The sequence below is a fragment of the Marilutibacter spongiae genome (assembly GCF_014145325.1).
Classification (GTDB): Bacteria; Pseudomonadota; Gammaproteobacteria; order Xanthomonadales; family Xanthomonadaceae; genus Marilutibacter; species Marilutibacter spongiae.
This window is the reverse complement of sequence record NZ_JACHTF010000002.1, coordinates 110,724-128,964: the sequence shown is the minus strand read 5'-3', so window position 1 is coordinate 128,964 and position 18,241 is coordinate 110,724. Positions and strand designations below refer to the sequence as shown.

General features: G+C 70.2%; 21 protein-coding genes. 3 read left to right on the top strand and 18 right to left on the bottom strand.

Features of this window, described 5'->3' with window-relative positions; all coding sequences use genetic code 11:
* The first annotated feature begins 91 nt into the window (after positions 1-91).
* Entirely contained in the window at positions 92-865 is a 774-nt protein-coding gene (locus H4F98_RS02130) for an NAD kinase (protein ID WP_182685015.1), read from the top strand.
* 63 nt (positions 866-928) lie between these two features.
* Entirely contained in the window at positions 929-1,840 is a 912-nt protein-coding gene (locus H4F98_RS02125) for a 5'-nucleotidase (RefSeq protein WP_182685014.1), read from the top strand.
* 57 nt (positions 1,841-1,897) lie between these two features.
* Here H4F98_RS02125 and H4F98_RS02120 read toward each other — a convergent pair whose 3' ends face one another.
* From H4F98_RS02120 to asnS, 18 genes are all read right to left on the bottom strand, one after another.
* Complete coding sequence (locus H4F98_RS02120; RefSeq protein WP_182685013.1) at positions 1,898-2,455, bottom strand: DUF2939 domain-containing protein; 558 nt, start codon at positions 2,453-2,455, stop codon at positions 1,898-1,900.
* A 108-nt stretch (positions 2,456-2,563) separates the two neighbouring features.
* On the bottom strand, positions 2,564-3,742 hold the full coding sequence (locus tag H4F98_RS02115) for a DUF4785 family protein (RefSeq protein WP_220479051.1): 1,179 nt from the start codon (positions 3,740-3,742) through the stop codon (positions 2,564-2,566).
* A gap of 17 nt (positions 3,743-3,759) precedes the next feature.
* On the bottom strand, positions 3,760-4,590 hold the full coding sequence (locus H4F98_RS02110; RefSeq protein ID WP_220479062.1) for a Fes1 domain-containing protein: 831 nt from the start codon (positions 4,588-4,590) through the stop codon (positions 3,760-3,762).
* Positions 4,591-4,827: 237 nt separating this feature from the next.
* Complete coding sequence (locus H4F98_RS02105; RefSeq protein ID WP_182685010.1) at positions 4,828-5,514, bottom strand: DUF2461 domain-containing protein; 687 nt, start codon at positions 5,512-5,514, stop codon at positions 4,828-4,830.
* Positions 5,511-6,962, bottom strand: coding sequence for an exodeoxyribonuclease I (gene sbcB / locus H4F98_RS02100; RefSeq protein ID WP_182685009.1), 1,452 nt, complete (start codon positions 6,960-6,962; stop codon positions 5,511-5,513). The genes H4F98_RS02105 and sbcB overlap by 4 nt, the downstream gene beginning before the upstream one ends.
* Complete coding sequence (locus H4F98_RS02095; protein WP_182685008.1) at positions 6,962-8,383, bottom strand: FAD-dependent oxidoreductase; 1,422 nt, start codon at positions 8,381-8,383, stop codon at positions 6,962-6,964. Before H4F98_RS02095 ends, sbcB begins: the two co-directional genes overlap by 1 nt.
* The gene (kynU, locus tag H4F98_RS02090) at positions 8,373-9,647 is read right to left on the bottom strand and encodes a kynureninase (RefSeq protein ID WP_182685007.1); all 1,275 of its coding nucleotides are present in this window, start codon (positions 9,645-9,647) and stop codon (positions 8,373-8,375) included. The genes H4F98_RS02095 and kynU overlap by 11 nt, the downstream gene beginning before the upstream one ends.
* Before the next feature lie 53 nt (positions 9,648-9,700).
* Positions 9,701-10,711, bottom strand: a complete 1,011-nt coding sequence (locus tag H4F98_RS02085) for an amidohydrolase family protein (protein ID WP_182685006.1) — start codon at positions 10,709-10,711, stop codon at positions 9,701-9,703.
* A gap of 5 nt (positions 10,712-10,716) precedes the next feature.
* Positions 10,717-11,262, bottom strand: coding sequence for a 3-hydroxyanthranilate 3,4-dioxygenase (locus tag H4F98_RS02080; RefSeq protein ID WP_182685005.1), 546 nt, complete (start codon positions 11,260-11,262; stop codon positions 10,717-10,719).
* Positions 11,262-11,702, bottom strand: coding sequence for a RidA family protein (locus H4F98_RS02075; RefSeq protein WP_182685004.1), 441 nt, complete (start codon positions 11,700-11,702; stop codon positions 11,262-11,264). The genes H4F98_RS02080 and H4F98_RS02075 overlap by 1 nt, the downstream gene beginning before the upstream one ends.
* Positions 11,699-12,364, bottom strand: coding sequence for a carbonate dehydratase (gene can / locus H4F98_RS02070; RefSeq protein ID WP_182685003.1), 666 nt, complete (start codon positions 12,362-12,364; stop codon positions 11,699-11,701). Before can ends, H4F98_RS02075 begins: the two co-directional genes overlap by 4 nt.
* A complete protein-coding gene (locus H4F98_RS02065) occupies positions 12,361-13,797 on the bottom strand; it encodes an aldehyde dehydrogenase (protein ID WP_182685002.1) in 1,437 nt (478 codons plus the stop codon). Before H4F98_RS02065 ends, can begins: the two co-directional genes overlap by 4 nt.
* Before the next feature lie 37 nt (positions 13,798-13,834).
* Positions 13,835-14,143 carry a PilZ domain-containing protein gene (locus tag H4F98_RS02060; RefSeq protein WP_182685001.1) on the bottom strand — a complete coding sequence of 103 codons (309 nt, stop codon included), beginning with the start codon at positions 14,141-14,143 and terminating at the stop codon, positions 13,835-13,837.
* A 15-nt stretch (positions 14,144-14,158) separates the two neighbouring features.
* The gene (locus H4F98_RS02055; RefSeq protein ID WP_182685000.1) at positions 14,159-14,947 is read right to left on the bottom strand and encodes an SDR family oxidoreductase; all 789 of its coding nucleotides are present in this window, start codon (positions 14,945-14,947) and stop codon (positions 14,159-14,161) included.
* 2 nt (positions 14,948-14,949) lie between these two features.
* On the bottom strand, positions 14,950-15,597 hold the full coding sequence (locus H4F98_RS02050) for an FMN-binding negative transcriptional regulator (RefSeq protein ID WP_182684999.1): 648 nt from the start codon (positions 15,595-15,597) through the stop codon (positions 14,950-14,952).
* A 7-nt stretch (positions 15,598-15,604) separates the two neighbouring features.
* Entirely contained in the window at positions 15,605-15,925 is a 321-nt protein-coding gene (locus H4F98_RS02045; protein ID WP_182684998.1) for a hypothetical protein, read from the bottom strand.
* Positions 15,922-16,227 (bottom strand): hypothetical protein, encoded by a 306-nt coding sequence (locus H4F98_RS02040; RefSeq protein ID WP_182684997.1) that lies wholly within the window; start codon positions 16,225-16,227, stop codon positions 15,922-15,924. The genes H4F98_RS02045 and H4F98_RS02040 overlap by 4 nt, the downstream gene beginning before the upstream one ends.
* A gap of 34 nt (positions 16,228-16,261) precedes the next feature.
* The gene (asnS, locus tag H4F98_RS02035) at positions 16,262-17,662 is read right to left on the bottom strand and encodes an asparagine--tRNA ligase (protein ID WP_182684996.1); all 1,401 of its coding nucleotides are present in this window, start codon (positions 17,660-17,662) and stop codon (positions 16,262-16,264) included.
* A 195-nt stretch (positions 17,663-17,857) separates the two neighbouring features.
* Between asnS and H4F98_RS02030 the strand changes: the two genes are divergently transcribed.
* Positions 17,858-18,205, top strand: coding sequence for a HesB/IscA family protein (locus tag H4F98_RS02030; RefSeq protein WP_182684995.1), 348 nt, complete (start codon positions 17,858-17,860; stop codon positions 18,203-18,205).
* Positions 18,206-18,241 lie beyond the last annotated feature (36 nt).

Here is an 18,241-nt window from a genome sequence, read left to right as displayed (position 1 = left end):
CGCGGGCGGACGGGACCGTTGTCCGTCCGCCGCCGCGCGCGGGCGGGGGCGGGGCTCGGGTTATGCTGGCGGCGCCCTCCAGGAGCCGACCATGACCGACTCGCCCCGCATCGCCTTCCTCGCCAGTCCGGCCGAGGATGCCCTCGAGGCACTGGAAGCGCTGACCGCGCGCCACGGCCAGCTCGACCCGGGCGAGGCCGACGTGCTGGTGGCGCTGGGCGGCGACGGCTTCATGCTGCAGACCCTCCACCGCTTCGGCTCGCTCGGCAAGCCGGTCTATGGCATGAAGCTCGGCTCGGTGGGGTTCATGATGAACCAGTACCGCGTCGACGGCCTGGTCGACCGCCTGCATGCGGCCGAGCCGTCCGTGCTGCGTCCGCTGGAGATGGTCGCCACGACCGAGTCGGGGGCAACGGTCGGTTCGCTGGCCTACAACGAGGTGTCGCTGCTGCGGCAGACGCGCCAGGCGGCCCACCTGGGCATCGAGCTCAACGGCCAGACGCGGCTGGAGGAGCTGATCAGCGACGGCGTCATGGTCGCGACCCCGGCCGGCAGCACCGCGTACAACTTCTCCGCGCATGGCCCCATCCTGCCCCTGGGCGGCAAGGTCATCGCGTTGACGCCGATCGCCCCGTTCCGGCCGCGCCGTTGGCGCGGCGCCGTGCTCAAGGCCGACACCGAGGTGCGTTTCCGCGTCCTCGACCCGTACAAGCGACCTGTCAGCGCCACGGCGGACTCGCACGAAGTCCGCGATGTACTCGAGGTGACGATCCGCGAGTCGCTCGACCGCACCGTCACCCTGTTGTTCGACCCCGAGCACAATCTCGAGGAGCGCATGCTCGCCGAGCAGTTCATCGGCGGCTGAACCCGCCCGCTCCGCGCACCCGCGGTCTCAACACCCGAGACCGCGGCAGGGCACAATAGCCCCATGCCTGACCGTGATGCCGACCCGCTGATCGTCGCGATTTCCTCGCGCACCCTGTTCAACCTCGAGGACAGCCACGCGCTGTTCGAGGCCCAGGGCATCGACGCCTATGCCGCGTTCCAGCGCGAGCACGAGGACGACCTCCTCGCGCCCGGCATCGCCTTCCCGCTGGTGCGGAAGCTGCTGGGCCTCAACGAAGGGGCGCCGCCCGAGGCACCGAGGGTGGAAGTGATCCTGATCTCGCGCAATTCCGCCGATACCGGCCTGCGCATCTTCAACTCGATCGCCCACCATGGCCTGTCGATCAAGCGCGCGGCCTTCAGCAACGGCGCGCCGCCGTTCCCCTACATCCGGCCGTTCGGCGCCGACCTGTTCCTGTCCACGCATGCCGAGGACGTGCGCAGCGCGCTGATGGCCGGAGTCGCGGCGGCGACCCTGCTGCCGGCACAGGCACCGCAGGACCGGCACGAGCACCAGTTGCGCATCGCCTTCGACGGCGACGCGGTGATCTTCGGCGACGAAAGCGAACGCGTGTCGCGCGAGGGCGGGCTGGCGGCCTTCACCGAACACGAGCGGGCGAAGGCCGGCGAGCCGCTCTCCGGCGGTCCGTTCCGCGGGTTCCTGGACGCGCTCCACCGCCTGCAGGCGGCGTTCCCGGTGGGCCAGGACTCGCCGATCCGCACCGCGCTGGTGACGGCGCGCTCGATCCCCGCGCACGAGCGGGTGATCCGGACCCTGAGGGAATGGGGCATCCGCCTCGACGAGGCGCTGTTCCTGGGCGGTCGCGCCAAGGGCCCGTTCCTGGAGGCGTTCGGCGCCGACATCTTCTTCGACGACTCCGCCCACAACATCGAGTCCGCGCGGGGCCTGGTCGCCGCCGGGCACGTGCCCCACGGCGTCGCCAACAGCGGTTGACGCCCGCCCGGTCGTGGCCGCCATGGCCGCCATGGCCGGCGGCGGGTGCGGGGCCGATCAGGGCGTGTCGTCGTCGCCCAGGCGCAGGTCGATGTCGCTGATCTTCCAGCGCAGCCCGTGCCGGGTCATGGTCACGTCGATCTCTTCGCCCTCGTCGTCCACCAGGGTCGCCTTGAAGCTCGAAAGCGACTCGAAGCGGTAACGTGCATCCTGGAAGGGATCGCGTGCCGGCACGTCCTTGTAGAGGTCGTTGCGGGCGACGCTGTCGCGACTGGTGCGATGCCACAGGCTGCGCCCCTGCAACAGCGCGCCCACGCCGACCGGCGTGGCCATGGTCTCGATGGCGGCGCCGCTGAGGTTGCTGGCGACCGACAGCGCGAACGCGCCCAGCATGCTTTCCCGGACTTTCTCGCCCGCGCGTCGGGCCATGTAGTCGTCGGCCTGGGCCTTGAGGCTGCTGCGCACCGCCGGGAAGTCGACATGGCGCGACAGCGCGGCGCTGTCGTTCTCCGCGATCGCCGTCCGGATGCCCCGGACCGCCCAGAAGGGGCCCGCGGCCCACAAGGCGGCCAGCAGGAGGACCAGGGCGATGCTTGCCGCGATGAGCTTCTTCATGTCGTTGCCGTCGTGGGTGCCTGGCCAGAGCTTACCCGCTGTCCCGCGCGGGTGGGCACGGGACAGCGGGGACCGTGACGGCGGCCCGCGAGGGGCCCCGGGCCGGCGTCAGAACTTCAACGCGTATTCGCGCGACTCGATCGGCGACATGCGGGTCTGGTCGTGGAGCTCCAGTTGGCGCAGCTCGAACGGCCGTCCGTAGCCCCTGGGCAGGTGCGAACGGTCGAAGGCGAGCGTCAGTTGCCGTTTGCCGGCTTCGAACCAGTTCGCGGCATGCGCCTGCGACACCGGGGCCATGGAGCCATCCGCGGCCGTGGCGTAGAGCGTGCCACGCACCTCGAACCGACCCGTCGAGGCCACCTCGACCGGCAGCGACACCCGCAGGCGGGCGGGATCGGCCTCGAACTCGCCGGCCAGGCGCGCCGTCGGCGCGGCCACCGCGAAGGCCGTGCGGGCATCGCGGGCGACCTCGCCGTCGTTGGCGAAGACCTGCAGTTCCCACAGGCCGCCGGCATTGCCGGTCGCCTCGGGCAGCCTGAAGCGGGCGACGTTGCGGCCATCGCGGCCGCCTCGCACGGCGACCGGCGTGCTGCTGCCGTCCGGCGCGACGAGCAGGGCCTGCGCCTTGCCCGGGACCGGGCGTCCAGCGCGCTCCATGTCGACCGCGACCTGCATGCGACCGCCGGCCAGCACCTGCTGGCGATCGGGACGGGCGCGCAGGACGACGTCGCTCTGCGGCTCGTATACGTGGACCACGTAGTCGCCGCGGGCATCCTGGGCCTGCAACCGGTAGCGACCGGCGCCGGCGTCGAGCTTGACGATGGACGTGCCCGCGCTGACGGGCATGCCGGCGGCCTGCAACTGCGTGGCGTCGGCAAGCGACTGCAGCTTCACGGCGCGGCCGCCCTGGCTGACGCGCAACTGCGCCGGCGCCATCGCGCGGGCGCCGCGCCCCGGGCTCACGCGGATCAGCGAGCCCGGCGCGGTCATGCTGACATCGACCCCCTGCTCGAGGGCGGCGCCATCGACCGTCATCCAGTACTCGCGGCTTTCCGCCTCGAAGGGCGTCGCGGCCTCGACGCGCGCGGTGGGATCCAGCTTCCAGGCGTAACTGACCGCCTGGTGTTCGTGGTCGCCGGACGGAGGTGGCAAGGCCACCAGTCGCCCGGGCACCTGGTCGTTGCCGGAGGCCGGCAGCAGCGGGGTCGCCGCGTAGGTCGCGGTCGTGGCCATCGCCAGCAGCAGGGGCAGGGTCGCGGCCGCGAGGGCACGGTGTTGGGTGCGCATGTTCATGTCGTGGTCCCTCACTGTTGCATGTCGCTGCGAAGAATGGTGTCGAGCCGGAAGCAGGCCCGGCGGCTCTGGTTGTGGCTCAGCGGCTCGCGGTCCCGCGTGCGGCTCTTGTCCACGAACCACACGCTGCCGGCGGCCGACTGGCTGCTGCATTCCAGGAAGCCGTCCGAACAGTCGTCGAGCCAGTTCTGCGTGGTCTCCAGGCCGACGTTCTCGGCGTAGCCGCCGCAATAGCTGTCGGAATCCCAGATCGCCGATTCGACGTCGCTGCCGACGACGCTGCGGAAGGTACGCGGCAGCCCCGGGCGGCCGGAGGTGCCGTACAGGTACTGGCCGTTGTAGACCGCCATCCAGCTTTCCTGCTGCATCCGCACGGCGTCCGACTTGTAGCCCAGCAGCCAACCCAGCGACTGCTCGAACACGTTGCCGTTCATGACCGCGTCGGCCAGCGGAGTGCCCGCCGAGGACGGGGCGAGGGCGTTGACGCGAACGACCTTGTCGATGATCGCCGGGTAGCGGCTGTCCCAGGTCGGGTTCGACATGATCCAGCGCATGACGTTGCCGCCATTGGAGTGGGTGACGACGATCAGGCGGGTGATCCCGCGCTGGTTGATGAAGCTGGTCAGCTGGCCGGCCAGGCAGCCAGCGGCGCGGCTGTCCCACATGTACTGCTCGAAATCGCAGTTGATGACGGTGTAGTTGGCCGGGTTGGAGAGGCCCTGGCGGACCGAGTCGACCATCTGCGGCTTCCAGTAGTCCTGATAGGCGTTGGTCTGTTGGCCGGTACCGTGGACGAAGGCGACGCCGGTGACGTCGGCGGCGTTCGCGGCTGGCGCGAGCATGGCCAGGAAGAGCGAGCCCAGGACGGGGCCGCAAGCGAGCTTGAGCATGTTCACATTCCCTTGTTCGATGCGGCCGACGCTGACGGCCGGGCCGCGGAGAGTCTGCTTTCCTGCGTTCCCCTCGACGCATCGCACTCGAAGATACCCGTACGTACGGGTATGTCATGCGGCGCTGCGACGATTCAGCGAACGTACATCACAGAAACGAGGCCGCGCAGCCCTGTCGCAACCGCCAGCTCAGAACTCCAGGTCGAGCGAGGCGCAGAGGTAGTCGACGAAGGGCGCCATGGCCTTGATGTCGGTTTCCAGGCGCTGGCGCAGGCGCGGCCCGGTCATGGTCGCGTCGGTGATGGCACGGCTGACCACGAAGTTCCTGCGTCGCAGGTCCTCTGCGTGCTCGAACTCAGGCGGGAATCCGCGCGGCATGCGCACCAGCATTTCGCTGTCGTCGAGCCGATAGCTGCGCTCGAAGGCCGGCGCATGCGCGGCGCGGCCCCAGCCGTCGGGGTTGTCGAGGATGAAGTGCCGGATGCGGCGCAGGCTGTCGGGCGACGGGTGCCAAAGCCCGGCGCCGACGAAGCAGCGGCCACGCTGCAGGTGGATGTAGAAGCCGGGGGCGTCGAGGTTCTTGCTGCGCTCGTGGAACAGCCGCGCGCCCTGCCATGACTTGTACGGCGACTTGTCCTTGCTGAAGCGGGTGTCGCGATGGATGCGGAACAGCGAGCCCGCGACGCCCTTGGGCACCGAGCGGTAGTGAAGGCTGACCTCGGCCAGGGCGGGCTGCAGGTCGGCCAGCAGGCGCCGGAACGGTTCGCGCACGTGTTCCTCGTAGCGGTCCTTGTGGGCCTGGAACCACTCGCGGCTGTTGTGACGCCCCAGCTGCTGGAGGAAGTCGAAGCTGGCGTCGCTGAAGTAACGGCTCATGGGGTCTCCGTGGAGGCGGGCATCAGGCCTTCGCCGATCCGCTGCCGCCAGGCATCGAGCTGGTCCAGCAGGGCGAGGCGATCGGCGTCGCCGGCGTGTTCGACGCGCAGCGCCGCGATCTCGGCGCATTGCCGGGCCACGCCGGTGACGGGATCGCCCCAGCGCGCCCGGCGGTAGTCGTCCCAGCGGGCCGACTCGCTCGCCGACAGGGTGTCGGGCCAGTTGCGCGCCCGGTAGCGGAACAGCAGTTCGGGGAGGCGGGCATCGCGGAACCCGAACGCCCGTTCCCCCAGCGCGGCCGGCGGCGTGCTGCGTACGTCGGCGAACAGGCGCTTGTCGCCGTCGGCGATGAAGCCGTCGTAGAGGGCACCATCGACGTCGGAGGGGGCGTGTTCGCGACCGTCGTCGAAGACGCGCCGGAGCTTGTCGGCCAGTGCCGGGCCCGCGTCGCGCAGGACCGCGGCGCGGCGCTCGACCCCGGCGCGATCGATGCGCAGGCGCTCGAAGTCGGCCGGGCGCAAGTGCTGCCACGCCACCAGCGCCGGGCAGCGGTTGAGGTGGATTTCCTTCAAGGCAATGCGCGCCTCGCCTTCGGGGAGGTCGGCGGCCGGCGTGTACAGGCGGTCGGCGATGTCGCCGGCGTCCAGTTCGAGCAGGCGCTCGGGCGGCTGGTCCAGGTCGAACACGATGATGCGGTTGTCGATGCGCGGATGGCGCGCGAGCGGGATCACCGGCGCCGCGCACAGGCGGCTGGCCGGGAAGCGCTGCGATACGTGCAGGACCGGCGCCATCGCGACCACGTCCAGCAGGCTGGCGGCGAAGCGCTTGTTGCGCAGCTGCAGCGCGTAGTCCCAAAGCCGCGGCTGCGCGGCACGGAACAGGCGTGCCAGTGCGATGAGCGCGCGCACGTCGGATAGCGCTTCGTGGGCGTCGCCCTCGCGGACCCCGTTGGCCTCGGCCAGGTGCTCGAGCTTGAACGAGGTCGCCCCGTCTTCGCGTCGCGGCCATTCCAGGCCCTCGGGGCGCAGCGCATGCCAGAGCCGGAACACGTCCAGCAGGTCCCAGCGCGAGTTGCCGCTGCGCCACTCGCGCTCGTAGGGGTCGTGGAAATTCCGGAACAGGCCGTGGCGGATGAATTCGTCGTCGAACTTGAGCGAGTTGTAGCCCAGCGAACATGTCTGGGGACGCGCCATCTCCTCGTGGATGCGCGAGAAGGCCTCGGCCTCGTCCACGCCCTCGCGCTCGGCCATTTGCGGCGTGATGCCGGTGACCAGGGTCGCGCCGGGCGAGGGCAGCAGGTCGTGCGCCGGCTTGACGAAGAAGCTGATCGGCGCCTCGACGGGGCGCAGCTCGAGGTCGGTGCGGATGGCCGCGAACTGCGCGATCCGGCTGGTGCGCGGGTCGGTACCGAAGGTTTCCAGGTCGTAGAACAGGAAACTGCCGGCCATCAGGCACCGCCCCGGTCGTGCGCGGGCAGGGGCGCGAGGCGCGCCAGCACGAGGGCGTCGGCCACGTCCCAGTCCAGGGTGTCGAGCGTGTCGTGGCCGCGGGTGAGTTCGACCAGCAGCTCGCGTTGCACCCGTCCGCGCTCGTAGGCCATCGCGTAGGGGAAACGATGGAAGCTGACCATCGAATAGCGCGGCATGAAACGGTCGGGATGGCGCAGCGCGAGGGCTTGCTCGAGCTCGCGCTGCAGCAGGTAGTCGTCGTCGTCGACGCGGTCGCGCATCTCCAGGTAGTTCTCCAGCGCCATGGCCTGGATGGCGCGCGCATTGGGCAGCCGCTCGGCCTGGAACGCGGCGAAGGCCGCGGCGCGATCGGCGGTGCCGTCGAGGTGTTCGGCCAGCGCGACGCAGTCCTCGAAGGCGCAGTTCATGCCCTGGCCGTGGAAGGGCACCATGGCGTGGGCGGCGTCGCCGAGCAGCACCGCGCGGTCGTCCAGTTGCCAGGTGTCGAGGTAGAGCGTGCCCAGCACGCCGGTGGGGTTGGCCTCGAAGTCGTGCTCCAGCGCGGGCACCAGCGGCAGCGCGTCGGGGAACTCGCGCGCGAACAGTTCGCGGGCCGCCGCGCCGTCGGCGACGCTGGCGAAGCTCGGTCCCCGCGGCGGGCCGCCGGCGACGTCGGCCACGTCATGGTTGGGCAGGAACAAGGTGACCGTGAACGTGCGCTCGTCGTTGGGCAGGGCGATGCACATGGAGCGGCCGCGCGGCCAGATGTGCAGCGCATTGGGCTCCATGCGGAAGCCCCCGTCCGCGTCCGGCGGGATCTCCAGCTCCTTGTAGGAATGGTCCAGGAACTCGCTGCGCTCGCCGAGCTCGATCTCGGCGGCCATCGCCGCGCGCAGGGACGAGCCGGCGCCGTCGGCACCGACGAGGGTCTCGAACTCCAGCTCGTGCAGCTCGCCGTTGCGCTCGTCGACGAAGCGCGCGCGCCGGCCTTCGAAGTCCACGCCCTGGAGGGTGCGGTGGAAATGGACGTTGACACCGGCGCGCTCGGCGATGTCGAGCAGCGATATGTTGAGTTCGCCGCGGTGCACCGACCAGATGACTTCGCTGTCGTCCTTGCCGTAGCGTTGCAGCGCGGCGTGGCCGTCGGCGAAATGGACCATGCGGCCGCGCATCATCACCGCGTGCGACATCACCGCCGGATCGGCGCCCGCCAGCCGCAGCGCATGGCGGCCGCGCTCGGCCAGCGCGAGGTTGATCGAACGCCCGCCCTCGTAGCCTTTCAGCCGCGGGTCGCCGCGCTTCTCATGGACGTCGACCTGCCAGCCGCGCCGCGCCAGCAGGGTCGCGAACAGCGCGCCCGCCAGGCCCGCGCCGACGACGGTGATGCGGCGCTCGACGTGGGCGAGGTCGTCAAGCGGCATCGCGCCAGGCCTCCACCGTGCGTGCGAACCGCAGCACGTCGGCATGGGTGTTGTAGAGTGGCGCGGGCGAGATGCGGATCACGTCGGGCTCGCGCCAGTCGCCGAGCACGCCGTGGGCGGCGAGGTAGTCGAACAGGGCGCGTCCCTGGTCGCGACCGCCGGCGACGCGCAGGGACAGCTGGCAGCCACGGCGTTCGGGCTCGGCCGGGGTCACCACCTGCAGCACGTCGTCCAGGCGCTCGCGTATCAGGGTTTCCAGGTAGCCGGTCAGGCGCAGCGACTTGGCCCGCAACGCCTCCATGCCGACCTCGTCGAACAGTTCGAGCGAGGCCCGCAGCGGCGCCAGCCCCAGGATCGGCGGATTGCTGAGCTGCCAGCCCTCGGCGCCGGGCGTGGGCCTGAATTCGGGCGCCATCAGGAAGCGCGTCGCCGGCTCGTGGCCCCACCATCCGGCGAAGCGCGGCAGGTCGGCGTCGGCATGCTTTTCGTGCACGAAGCAGCCGGCCACCGCGCCCGGGCCGCTGTTGAGGTACTTGTAGTGGCACCAGACGGCGAAGTCGACGCCGCTGTCGTGCAGGGCCAGTTCGCGGTTGCCGACGCCATGGGCGAGGTCGAAGCCGCAGCGGGCACCCTGGGCGTGTGCCAGCCGCACGATCGCCGGCAGGTCGAAGAACTGGCCGGTGCGGTACTGGATGCCCGGCCACAGAACGAGCGCGAGCCGGTGCCCATGCTCGCGGATGGCCGCTTCGATCGCCGCCATCGAGAGCGTGCCGTTGGGTTCGTCGGGCGCCACCTCGACCAGGTCGGTGGCCGGGTCGAAGCCATGGAAGCGGATCTGCGACTCGACCGCATGGCGGTCGGAGGGGAAGGCGCCGGCTTCGATCAGGATCGCCGGACGCTCCGCGGTGGGCCGGTAGAAGCTCACCATCATCAGGTGCAGGTTGGTGGTCAGGGTGTTCATCGCCACCACCTCCGAGGGTCGGGCGCCGACCAGGCGTCCCAGTTGCTCGCGTACCAGGGTGTGGTAGGTCATCCACTGCGCTTCGCCGGTGAAGTGGCCTTCCACCGCGAGGGTGGCCCAGGCATCGAGCACCTGTTCGACGTGCCCGCGCGCGCCGCGCGGCTGCAGGCCCAGCGAGTTGCCGACGAAGTACGCCTGCTCGCCGTCGCCGTGCCGCGGGATCAGGAACTGGTCGCGCCGGGTGGGCAGGGCATCGACCTCATCGAGGTGGGCGGCATGGCGGGGGTCGAACAGGTCGGTCATGGTGGGTCGTCTTCGGAAGGGGATCGGGGGCGCGGCGGTGGGCGCCCGGTGGATCAGCGGAAGCGGGCTTCGGGCAGGCCCAGCCACTCCAGCGCGGTGCCATGGTACAGGCGGGCCTGCTGGGCCTCGTCGAGATCGAGCGAGGCGATGCCGGCGCCCGGCGACTGTTCGCCAAGCGGGAACGGATAGTCGGTGCCGAGCATCACCTGCGACACGCCGCAGGTGTCGAGCAGGTACTGGAGGGCGCGCGCGTCGGCGACCCAGGAATCGAAGTAGAGCTGCGAGAGGTAGTCGCGAGGGTTGCGCGGATTGTCGGTGGCCACCAGGTCGGGGCGCATGTTGAAACCGTGTTCGATCCGACCGATGGTGTAGGGGAAGGCCCCACCACCATGCGCCAGGCAGACCTTGAGCGCCGGCAGGCGCTCGAGCACGCCGCCGAACACCAGGCAGCATGCCGCGCGCGACTGTTCGGCCGGCATGCCGACCAGCCAGGGCAGCCAGTACTTGGGCATGGAGGGCGTGCCCATCATGTCCCAGGGGTGGACCAGGATCGCCGCGCCGAGCTCGCTGGCGGCTTCGAAGAAGGGGAACAGCTCCGGCGCATCGAGGTTCCAGTCGCCGACGTGGCTGCCGATCTGCACGCCCTGGAGCCCGAGCTGGTCCATGCAGCGTTCGAGTTCCTGGATGGCCAGGCGGGGCGATTGCATCGGCACGGTGCCGATGCCTGCGTAGTGGCGCGGATGGTCGTGGCAGGTGCGCGCCATGTGGTCGTTGAGCGACTGGTGCAGTTCGAGCGCATGGTGGGGCTTGGCCCAGTAGCTGAACATCACCGGCACCGTGCTCAGGACCTGCACCTGCACGCCGAAGCGCGCGTAGTCGTCCATGCGTTCCTGCGCGTCCCAGGTCTTGGACCAGATCTCGCGGAAGAACTTGCCGTCCTTGTAGATCCGGTGCCGGCCGTCGTCGGTGTGGTGGATCACCGGGAAGCGGTTGTCGCCGTACTTGCGCACCAAGTCCGGCCAGTCGCGCGGCAGGTAGTGGGCATGGGTGTCGATCTTGAGCATGGCGATCAGGTGATGTCGGCCAGCGTGTCGGGCTCGTCGTAACGCGCCGGACGCGGGTTCACGTGGCCGCAGGCCTTGCAGCTGCGGTGCTCGAGCGAGCGGTAGAAGCGCTCGAACACCGGCGGGAAGTCCTGTTCGATGTCGCGCAGGTGGAAGTACTCCTCGAACAGCAGGTGGTTGCAGCGCTCGCAGTACCACAGCAGGCCGTCGTCCTCGTGCGGCAACCGGCGGCGCTCTACCACCAGGCCCACCGAGCCCGCCATGCGTTGCGGCGAATGCGGCACGCGCGGCGGCAGCAGGAAGATCTCGCCGGCGCGGATCGGGATGTCGCGCACCGCGCCGTCCTCCTGGATGCGCAGGACCATCTCGCCCTCCACCTGGTAGAACCACTCCGGGCCCTCGTCCCAGTGGTAGTCGGTGCGTTGGTTCGGGCCGCCGACGACCATGACGATGAACTCGCCGTCGTAGATGCACTTGTTGCCCACCGGGGGCTTGAGCAGCTCGCGGTTCGCCTCGATCCAGGCCTGGAAGTTGATCGGGTTGGGCAGCATCAGGCGTCTCCGTCGGCGGTGGCGCGGGCCACGCACTTGAGTTCGATGGCGATCGGCGTCGGCAATGCGTCGATGCCGAGCGTGGTGCGGCATGGCGCCGACGCCGGGTCGGGGAAATACTCCGCCCAGACGGCGTTGTAGGCCGTGAAGTCGCCGGCCATGTCGGTCAGGAAGACGGTGACGTCGACCAGGTCCTCCCAACGGGCCCCGGCGTCCTCGAGCACGGCGCGCACGTTCGCCATCACCGCATGCGTCTGCAGCACGATGTCATGGCCGACGAGGCGGCCGTCGGCATCGTGGCGGTTGCCCGGTACGCCATCGCTGGCCGGGTCGCGCGGACCGATCCCCGACAGGAACAGTAGCTCGCCGACACGGCGCGCATGCGGGTAGCGTCCGACGGGACGCGGTGCGCCGGGGGCCTGGATGCCCTCGCGGCTCATCGGGGCGAATCGCCGCCGGCGCGGTGCACGCGGTCGATCGCGGCGGCATGGGTATCGGCCAGGCCGTCGTAGGCATCAACGTCGACGCCGAGGTCGTTGACCCGGCCGTTCTTGAGGCTGTAGACCCAGCCGTGCACGGTCAGCGACTGGCCGCGCGACCAGGCGTCGCGGACGATGTTGGTCTGGCAGACGTTGCGCACCTGGTCGATGACGTTCAGCTCGCACAGGCGGTCGTGGCGCTCGTCCTCGGCGGCCCGGTGCAGGCAGTCGGCGTGCTTCTCGGCGACGTCGGCGACATGGCGGATCCAGTTGTCGGCCAGGCCGACCCGGTTGCCGTGCAGGGCGGCATGCACGCCACCGCAGCCGTAGTGGCCGACGACCAGCACGTGCCGGACCTTCAGCACGTCGACCGCGAACTGGATGACCGACAGGCAGTTGAGGTCGGTGTGGACGACCACGTTCGCGATGTTGCGGTGGACGAACACTTCGCCCGGCGCCAGGTCGACGATCTGGTTGGCCGGGACACGCGAATCCGAGCAACCGATCCAGAGGAACTGGGGCGCCTGCTGGGTGGACAGGCGCTCGAAGAAGCCGGGATCCTCGGCGTTGATGCGGTCGGACCATTCGCGGTTGCGATCGAGCAGGTCATGCAGGGTTTTCATGGGGCGTGGACTTCCAGTTGTAGGCCGATGTTGCGGGATTCGGTGAAGAAGCGCATGGCCTCGTGGCCGCCCTCGCGGCCGAGGCCGGAGGCGCCACTGCCGCCGAACGGCGTGCGCAGGTCGCGCATCATCCATGTGTTGATCCAGACCATGCCGGTCCGCAGGCCGGCGGCGAGGCGATGGGCACGGTCGAGGTCGCGGGTCCAGATCGAGGCCACCAGGCCGTACTCGCTGGCGTTGGCCAGCGCCAGAGCACCGGCTTCGTCGTCGAAGGGCTGGAGCGTGGCGACGGGACCGAAGATCTCCTCGCGGTTGGTGGCGCAGGCGGGACCGAGGCCATCGACGAGGGTGGGCGCGACGAACCAGCCGGGGCGGTCGAGCGGATGTCCGCCGCAAAGCACGCGGCCGCCTTCGTCCCTGGCGCGTTGCAGGGCCGCGACGACCTTGTCGAAATGGGCTTTCGACACCAGGGGGCCCATCTGCGTGTCGCGGTCGACCGGATCGCCGACCCGCAACGCCAGCGCGCGCTCGACCAGGGCGTCCCGGAAGCCGTGGTAGATGCTGCGTTCCACCAGTATCCGAGACCCGCACAGGCAGATCTGGCCGCTGTTCTGGAATACCGAGCGCGCCAGGGTATCGAGGTGGTCCTGCCAACGGCTGTCGGCGAACACAAGCGTGGGGTTCTTGCCGCCGAGCTCCAGCGACAGCTTCTTGAGCAGCGGGCCGGCGATACCGGCGATGCGGCGGCCGACCGCCGTGCTGCCGGTGAACGACACCGCACGCGTGCCGGCATGCGCGACCAGGGGTTCGCCGACCTCGCTGCCGGTGCCGTGGACGATGTTGAGCACGCCCGCGGGCAGGCCCACCTCGGCCGCCAGCTCGCCCAGCAGGGTGGCGGTGAGTGGGGTGACTTCGGAGGGCTTGGCGACCACGGTGTTGCCCGTCGCCAGGGCCGGCGCGATCTTCCAGGTCAACAGGTAGAGCGGCAGGTTCCACGGCGAGATCGTCGCCACCACGCCCAGCGGCGGGCGCAGGGTGTAGTTCAGGCCGGCCTCGCCGTGGTGCGATTCGCTGGCGAACTGGGTCGCGGCCTGCGCGAAGAAGCGCAGGTTCTGCACCGCGCGCGGGATCTCGACCTCGCGCGCCAGCCGGATGGGCTTGCCGGCATCTCGCGATTCCGCCCGGGCGAAGTCGTCGATCCGGGCCTCCAGGGCGGTGGCCAGGCGTTCGAGCCAGCGCGCACGTTCGCTGTTGGGCAGGCTGGACCAGTGCGGGTACGCAGCGCCGGCGGCCGCGACCGCGAGGTCGACGTCGCCCGGGCCGCCATCGGCGAGTTCGGCGAAGGCCTGCCCCGTGGCCGGGTCGAAGACCTCGCGCCAGCGGCCCGAGGCCGCCTCGCGGGGTTCGCCATTGATCCAGTGCTTCAGGCGCATGGACGGAGCTTACCGCGCCGGCACGGGGCGCGGTGCATCATGCGCGGCGCTTGGGCGGAACCGACTGCGGCTCGTGGTACTCGAAGCCGATGCGCGCATCGGTCACCCGTGCCACCCGCGCCGGGACGATCACCGCGGGCTTGTCCTCGGCCTCGTAGAAGAACAGCCGCACCACCTGCTCCTCCTCCAGCGCGCTGTCGGGCGGGACGGCGATGCCGCAACCGCCCTCGGACAGGTCCATCAGTTCGGCGTACCAGGCCTGTTCGGCCCGCACCACCATCACGCGGTCGTGGAAGGGCGTGCGGTCGCCGATCCTGCGCTCGTCGTCGTTGTGGGCGTCGTCCATCGGGGTCTCCACGGGTCAGAGCGATCGGGTGCGGCCGCCGTCCACCGGCAGGTTGACGCCGGTGATGTAGGCCGCGGCCGGCGAACACAGGAAGGCGACCGCGGCGGCCGTTTCCTCGGGCCGGGCGAAGCGGCGCATGGGGATCGCGGCGACCATGTCGGCATACACCTCGGCGCGGCTGCGGCCGGTCCTGGCGACGGTCGTATCGATGATCTGCTCGATGCGCGGCGTCTGCGTGGATCCGGGCAGCACGTTGTTGACGGTGATGCCCTTCGGCGCCAGTTCCGTGGCCAGGGTCTTGGCCCAGCTGGCGACCGCCCAGCGCGTCGCGTTGGACACGCCCAGTCCGGCAAGCGGCTCCTTCACCGACGTCGAGATGACGTTGACGATGCGTCCGTAGCCATCGCGCTCCATGCCCGGGATCACCGCTTCGGCCAGGACATGGTTGGCGATGAGGTGCTGGCGGTAGGCCGCTTCGAAGGCGGAGACGTCGGCGCCGTGCACCGGGCCGGGCGGCGGGCCACCGCTGTTGTTGACGAGGACGTGCACCGGACGGGCGGCGACGAGCGATCCGACCTTGTCGCGCAGGGTCGCGGTGTCGGCGGCGTCGACCGCGATCCAGGCGTGGGACTGCCCACCGGCGACGAGCGGGAGATCGTCGGCGAGTCCCTGCAGCACGTCCGCGCGCCGGGCGAGCAGGGTCACGTCCGCGCCCATCGCGGCCAGGGCCCGTGCGCTGGCCAGGCCGATGCCCTGGCTGGCGCCGCAGACCAGGGCGTGTTTGCCTGACAGTGCGTGATCCATGGTCAGTCTCCTTGCATCGGGGCGCTGCCCGAAGGCAGGGCGTGTTCGCGCATCAGGGCGGCGACCGCGCGTTCGCGCGGCCCGGGTCGCGCGTCCAGGTCGGCGACGACCGCGGCGATGTTGGCGACCGGGTGGTTCTGGCCGAGTTTGAGCTTGATCTCGATCGCGTCCACGTCGAGGTGGAAACCCACGATGCCGCGCAACTGGCGGCGATGGTCGTCGCGTTCGGGTTCGAACGTCCAGTCGCGGCCGATCCGCGTTTCCTGGGCCTGGCTGAGCGCCGCGACAAGCTCGCCCAGGCCGGCCTCGTCGTCGAAGGTACGCAGGCGGCCGCCCAGGTGGGCGACGGCATAGTTCCAGGTCGGCACCCGCGCCGCCGTCTCCTTGTCGGGATAGACGCCCGGGGACACATAGGCATGCGGCCCATGCACGATCGCCAATGCGCGTCCCTCGTGCCGGGCCTGCGGGTTCGCCCGTGCCCAGTGTCCGGACAGGCGGATCCGGTCGCCCTCGCGACGGTACAGCACCGGCAGGTGGCTGACGCACGGCGCGCCGTCGGCGACCGTCACCAGGGTGACGAAGGCATCCGCGTCGACCAGCCGGTCGAGGGCATCCAGGTCGTCGATCGCGAAGGCGCGCGGCGTGTACACGTGCAGGTCAGTGACGGGAGGGCAGCTGGCTGACCATCCGGGCGCGCAGGTGTTCGTCGTCCTCGGCCTGGGGCGGCTCCAGTTCATCGAGCAGGAAGCCTCGGGCTTGCGCATCGTCCTCGTTCAGCCCCTCGCGTTCGACGAACTCGGCGTCGAGCAGGGCGGCGCGGGCGCTGTCCTCGCTGTCGTAGGTGAGGGTATTGCCATCGCTGTCGAACACTTCCGCGGTACCGGCCTCGCGCACGCGCAGCCGCGCCCAGATCACGGTCCGGCCCAGGGTGGCCAGCCACCATTGCCCCTGGGTGGCGGGGGCGGGCACGCCACTCATGCGACCAGCTCCGAAAGCAGCCACAGCAGTCCGGCCATGGCCAGGCCGCCGAGGATGGTAAGCAGGGACCAGCGCGCGGGCGTCGCCAGTCCATCGAGGTTGCGGTCGCCGGCCGATGCGTAGCCGCGGCGCAGCAACCATCCCAGCGCCGCCGGCTTGAAGAAGGCGCCCGGCCCGAGCGTCTCCTGGAGCCGCGGATGGCGGTCGCGGATGTGCACCAGCGCCAGCGGCCAGAAGATCAGCAGCGCCGTGAAGCCGGCGATCGCGATGGCGACGAACAGCAGGGCGAGGAACAGGATCATCGTGTCGGGCGTGGCTGGGTGGGGTGGGGCATGTTCAGAACTCCGCCTGGCCGGGCGCGCGCGGGTAGGGGATGGCATCGCGGATGTTGGCCAGTCCGCAGACGTAGACCACCAGGCGCTCGAAACCGAGCCCGAAGCCCGCGTGCGGCACGCTGCCGTACCGCCGGAAATCGCGGTACCAGCCGTAGTGCTCGCCATCGAGGCCGAACTGAGCCATGCGCGCGTCGAGCACGTCCAGGCGTTCCTCGCGCTGGGCGCCGCCGATGATCTCGCCGATGCCCGGCGCCAGTACGTCCATCGCCGCGACGGTCTTGCCGTCGTCGTTCAGGCGCATGTAGAAGGCCTTGATGTGCTCGGGGTAATTGGTGACCACCACCGGGCGGCCGACGTGCTGCTCGGTCAGCCAGCGCTCGTGCTCGGTCTGCAGGTCCAGGCCCCATTCCACCGGGAACTCGAACTTGTGGCCCGACTTCTGCAGCAGGGCCACCGCGTCGGTGTAGTCGATGCGCTCGAACGGCGCGTTGACGAAGGCCTCAAGGCGGCTCACCGCGTCCTTCTGCACGCGTTCGGCGATGAAGGCCATGTCGTCGCCGCGCTCGTCGAGCACCGCACGGAACAGGTACTTCAGGAACTGCTCCGCGACGCGGGCGTTCTCCATCAGGTCGGCGAAGGCGATCTCCGGCTCGACCATCCAGAACTCGGCCAGGTGCCGGGTGGTGTGGCTGTTTTCGGCGCGGAAGGTCGGCCCGAAGGTGTAGACCTTGCTCAGGGCCAGGCAGTAGCCCTCGACGTTGAGCTGGCCGGAAACGGTGAGGAACGCTTCCTTGCCGAAGAAATCGCGGCTGAAGTCGACGTTGCCCGCCTTGTCGCGCGGCAGGTTAGCCATGTCCAGGGTGGAGACCCGGAACATCTGCCCGGCGCCTTCGGCGTCGGAGGTGGTCACGATCGGCGTGCTGATCCAGTAGTAGCCGTTCTCGTGGAAGAAACGGTGCACCGCCTGCGCCAGGCAGTGGCGGATGCGGGTGACCGCCCCGAAGAGGTTGGTGCGTGGGCGCAGGTGCGCGACTTCGCGCAGGAACTCCAGCGAGTGCGGCTTGGGCTGGATGGGGTAGGTTTCCGGGTCGTCGACCCAGCCAACCACTTCGATCGCGCTCGCCTGGATCTCGAAGCCCTGGCCCTTGCCCTGGGACTGCACGAGCTCGCCGGTGGCGATGACCGAGCAGCCCGCGGTGAGGTGCTTGACCTCGGATTCGTAGTTGTCGAGCGAGGCCGGCGCGACGACCTGGATCGGCGCGAAGCAGGAGCCGTCGCTGACGTTGACGAAGCTCAGGCCGGCCTTGGAATCGCGCCGGGTGCGCACCCAGCCGCGCACGGTGACTTCGCCGCCGACCGGCAGCTTGCCTGCGAGCGCGTGTTCAACGCTGATGATCGTCATGGGCTGAGCACCGCCATGCCTTGAATCCTTGCCGTTCCGGGCCGATATGTGAGCCGTCAAGTCTAACGGGTGTGCGGGCGTGCAGGCGAGGGTGCCGCGCCAGCCATCGCATGACTGCAACACAACGTGCGATCCCCGGTGCCCGACCCCGCGGCGCGCAGGGCCTATAATCGTCCCATCCCGATGGAGTCCCCCATGGCCGTCACGCTCGCCCCCGCCGCCCTTGCCCGAGTCCAGCGCTTCCTGGACGCCGATGCGTCGGCGCTGGGCCTGCGCTTCGGCGTGACCCGGACCGGCTGTTCGGGCTGGCAGCACGTCGCCGACCTGGCCCGCGAGGAAAAGCCCGGCGACACCGTCTTCGACCACGAGGGCGTGCGCATCTACGTCGACGCCACCAGCCTGCCGCTGGTCGATGGCACGCGCATCGACGTGGTCAACCAGCGCCTGGGCGAACAGTTCGTGTTCCACAACCCGAACGTGGCCGAGGCCTGCGGCTGCGGCGAGAGCTTCACCACCGAGGCCCTGCCCGAACTGGGCGCCTGACCGCGCCCGCCACGCGCCATCCGGCTAGACTCCGGG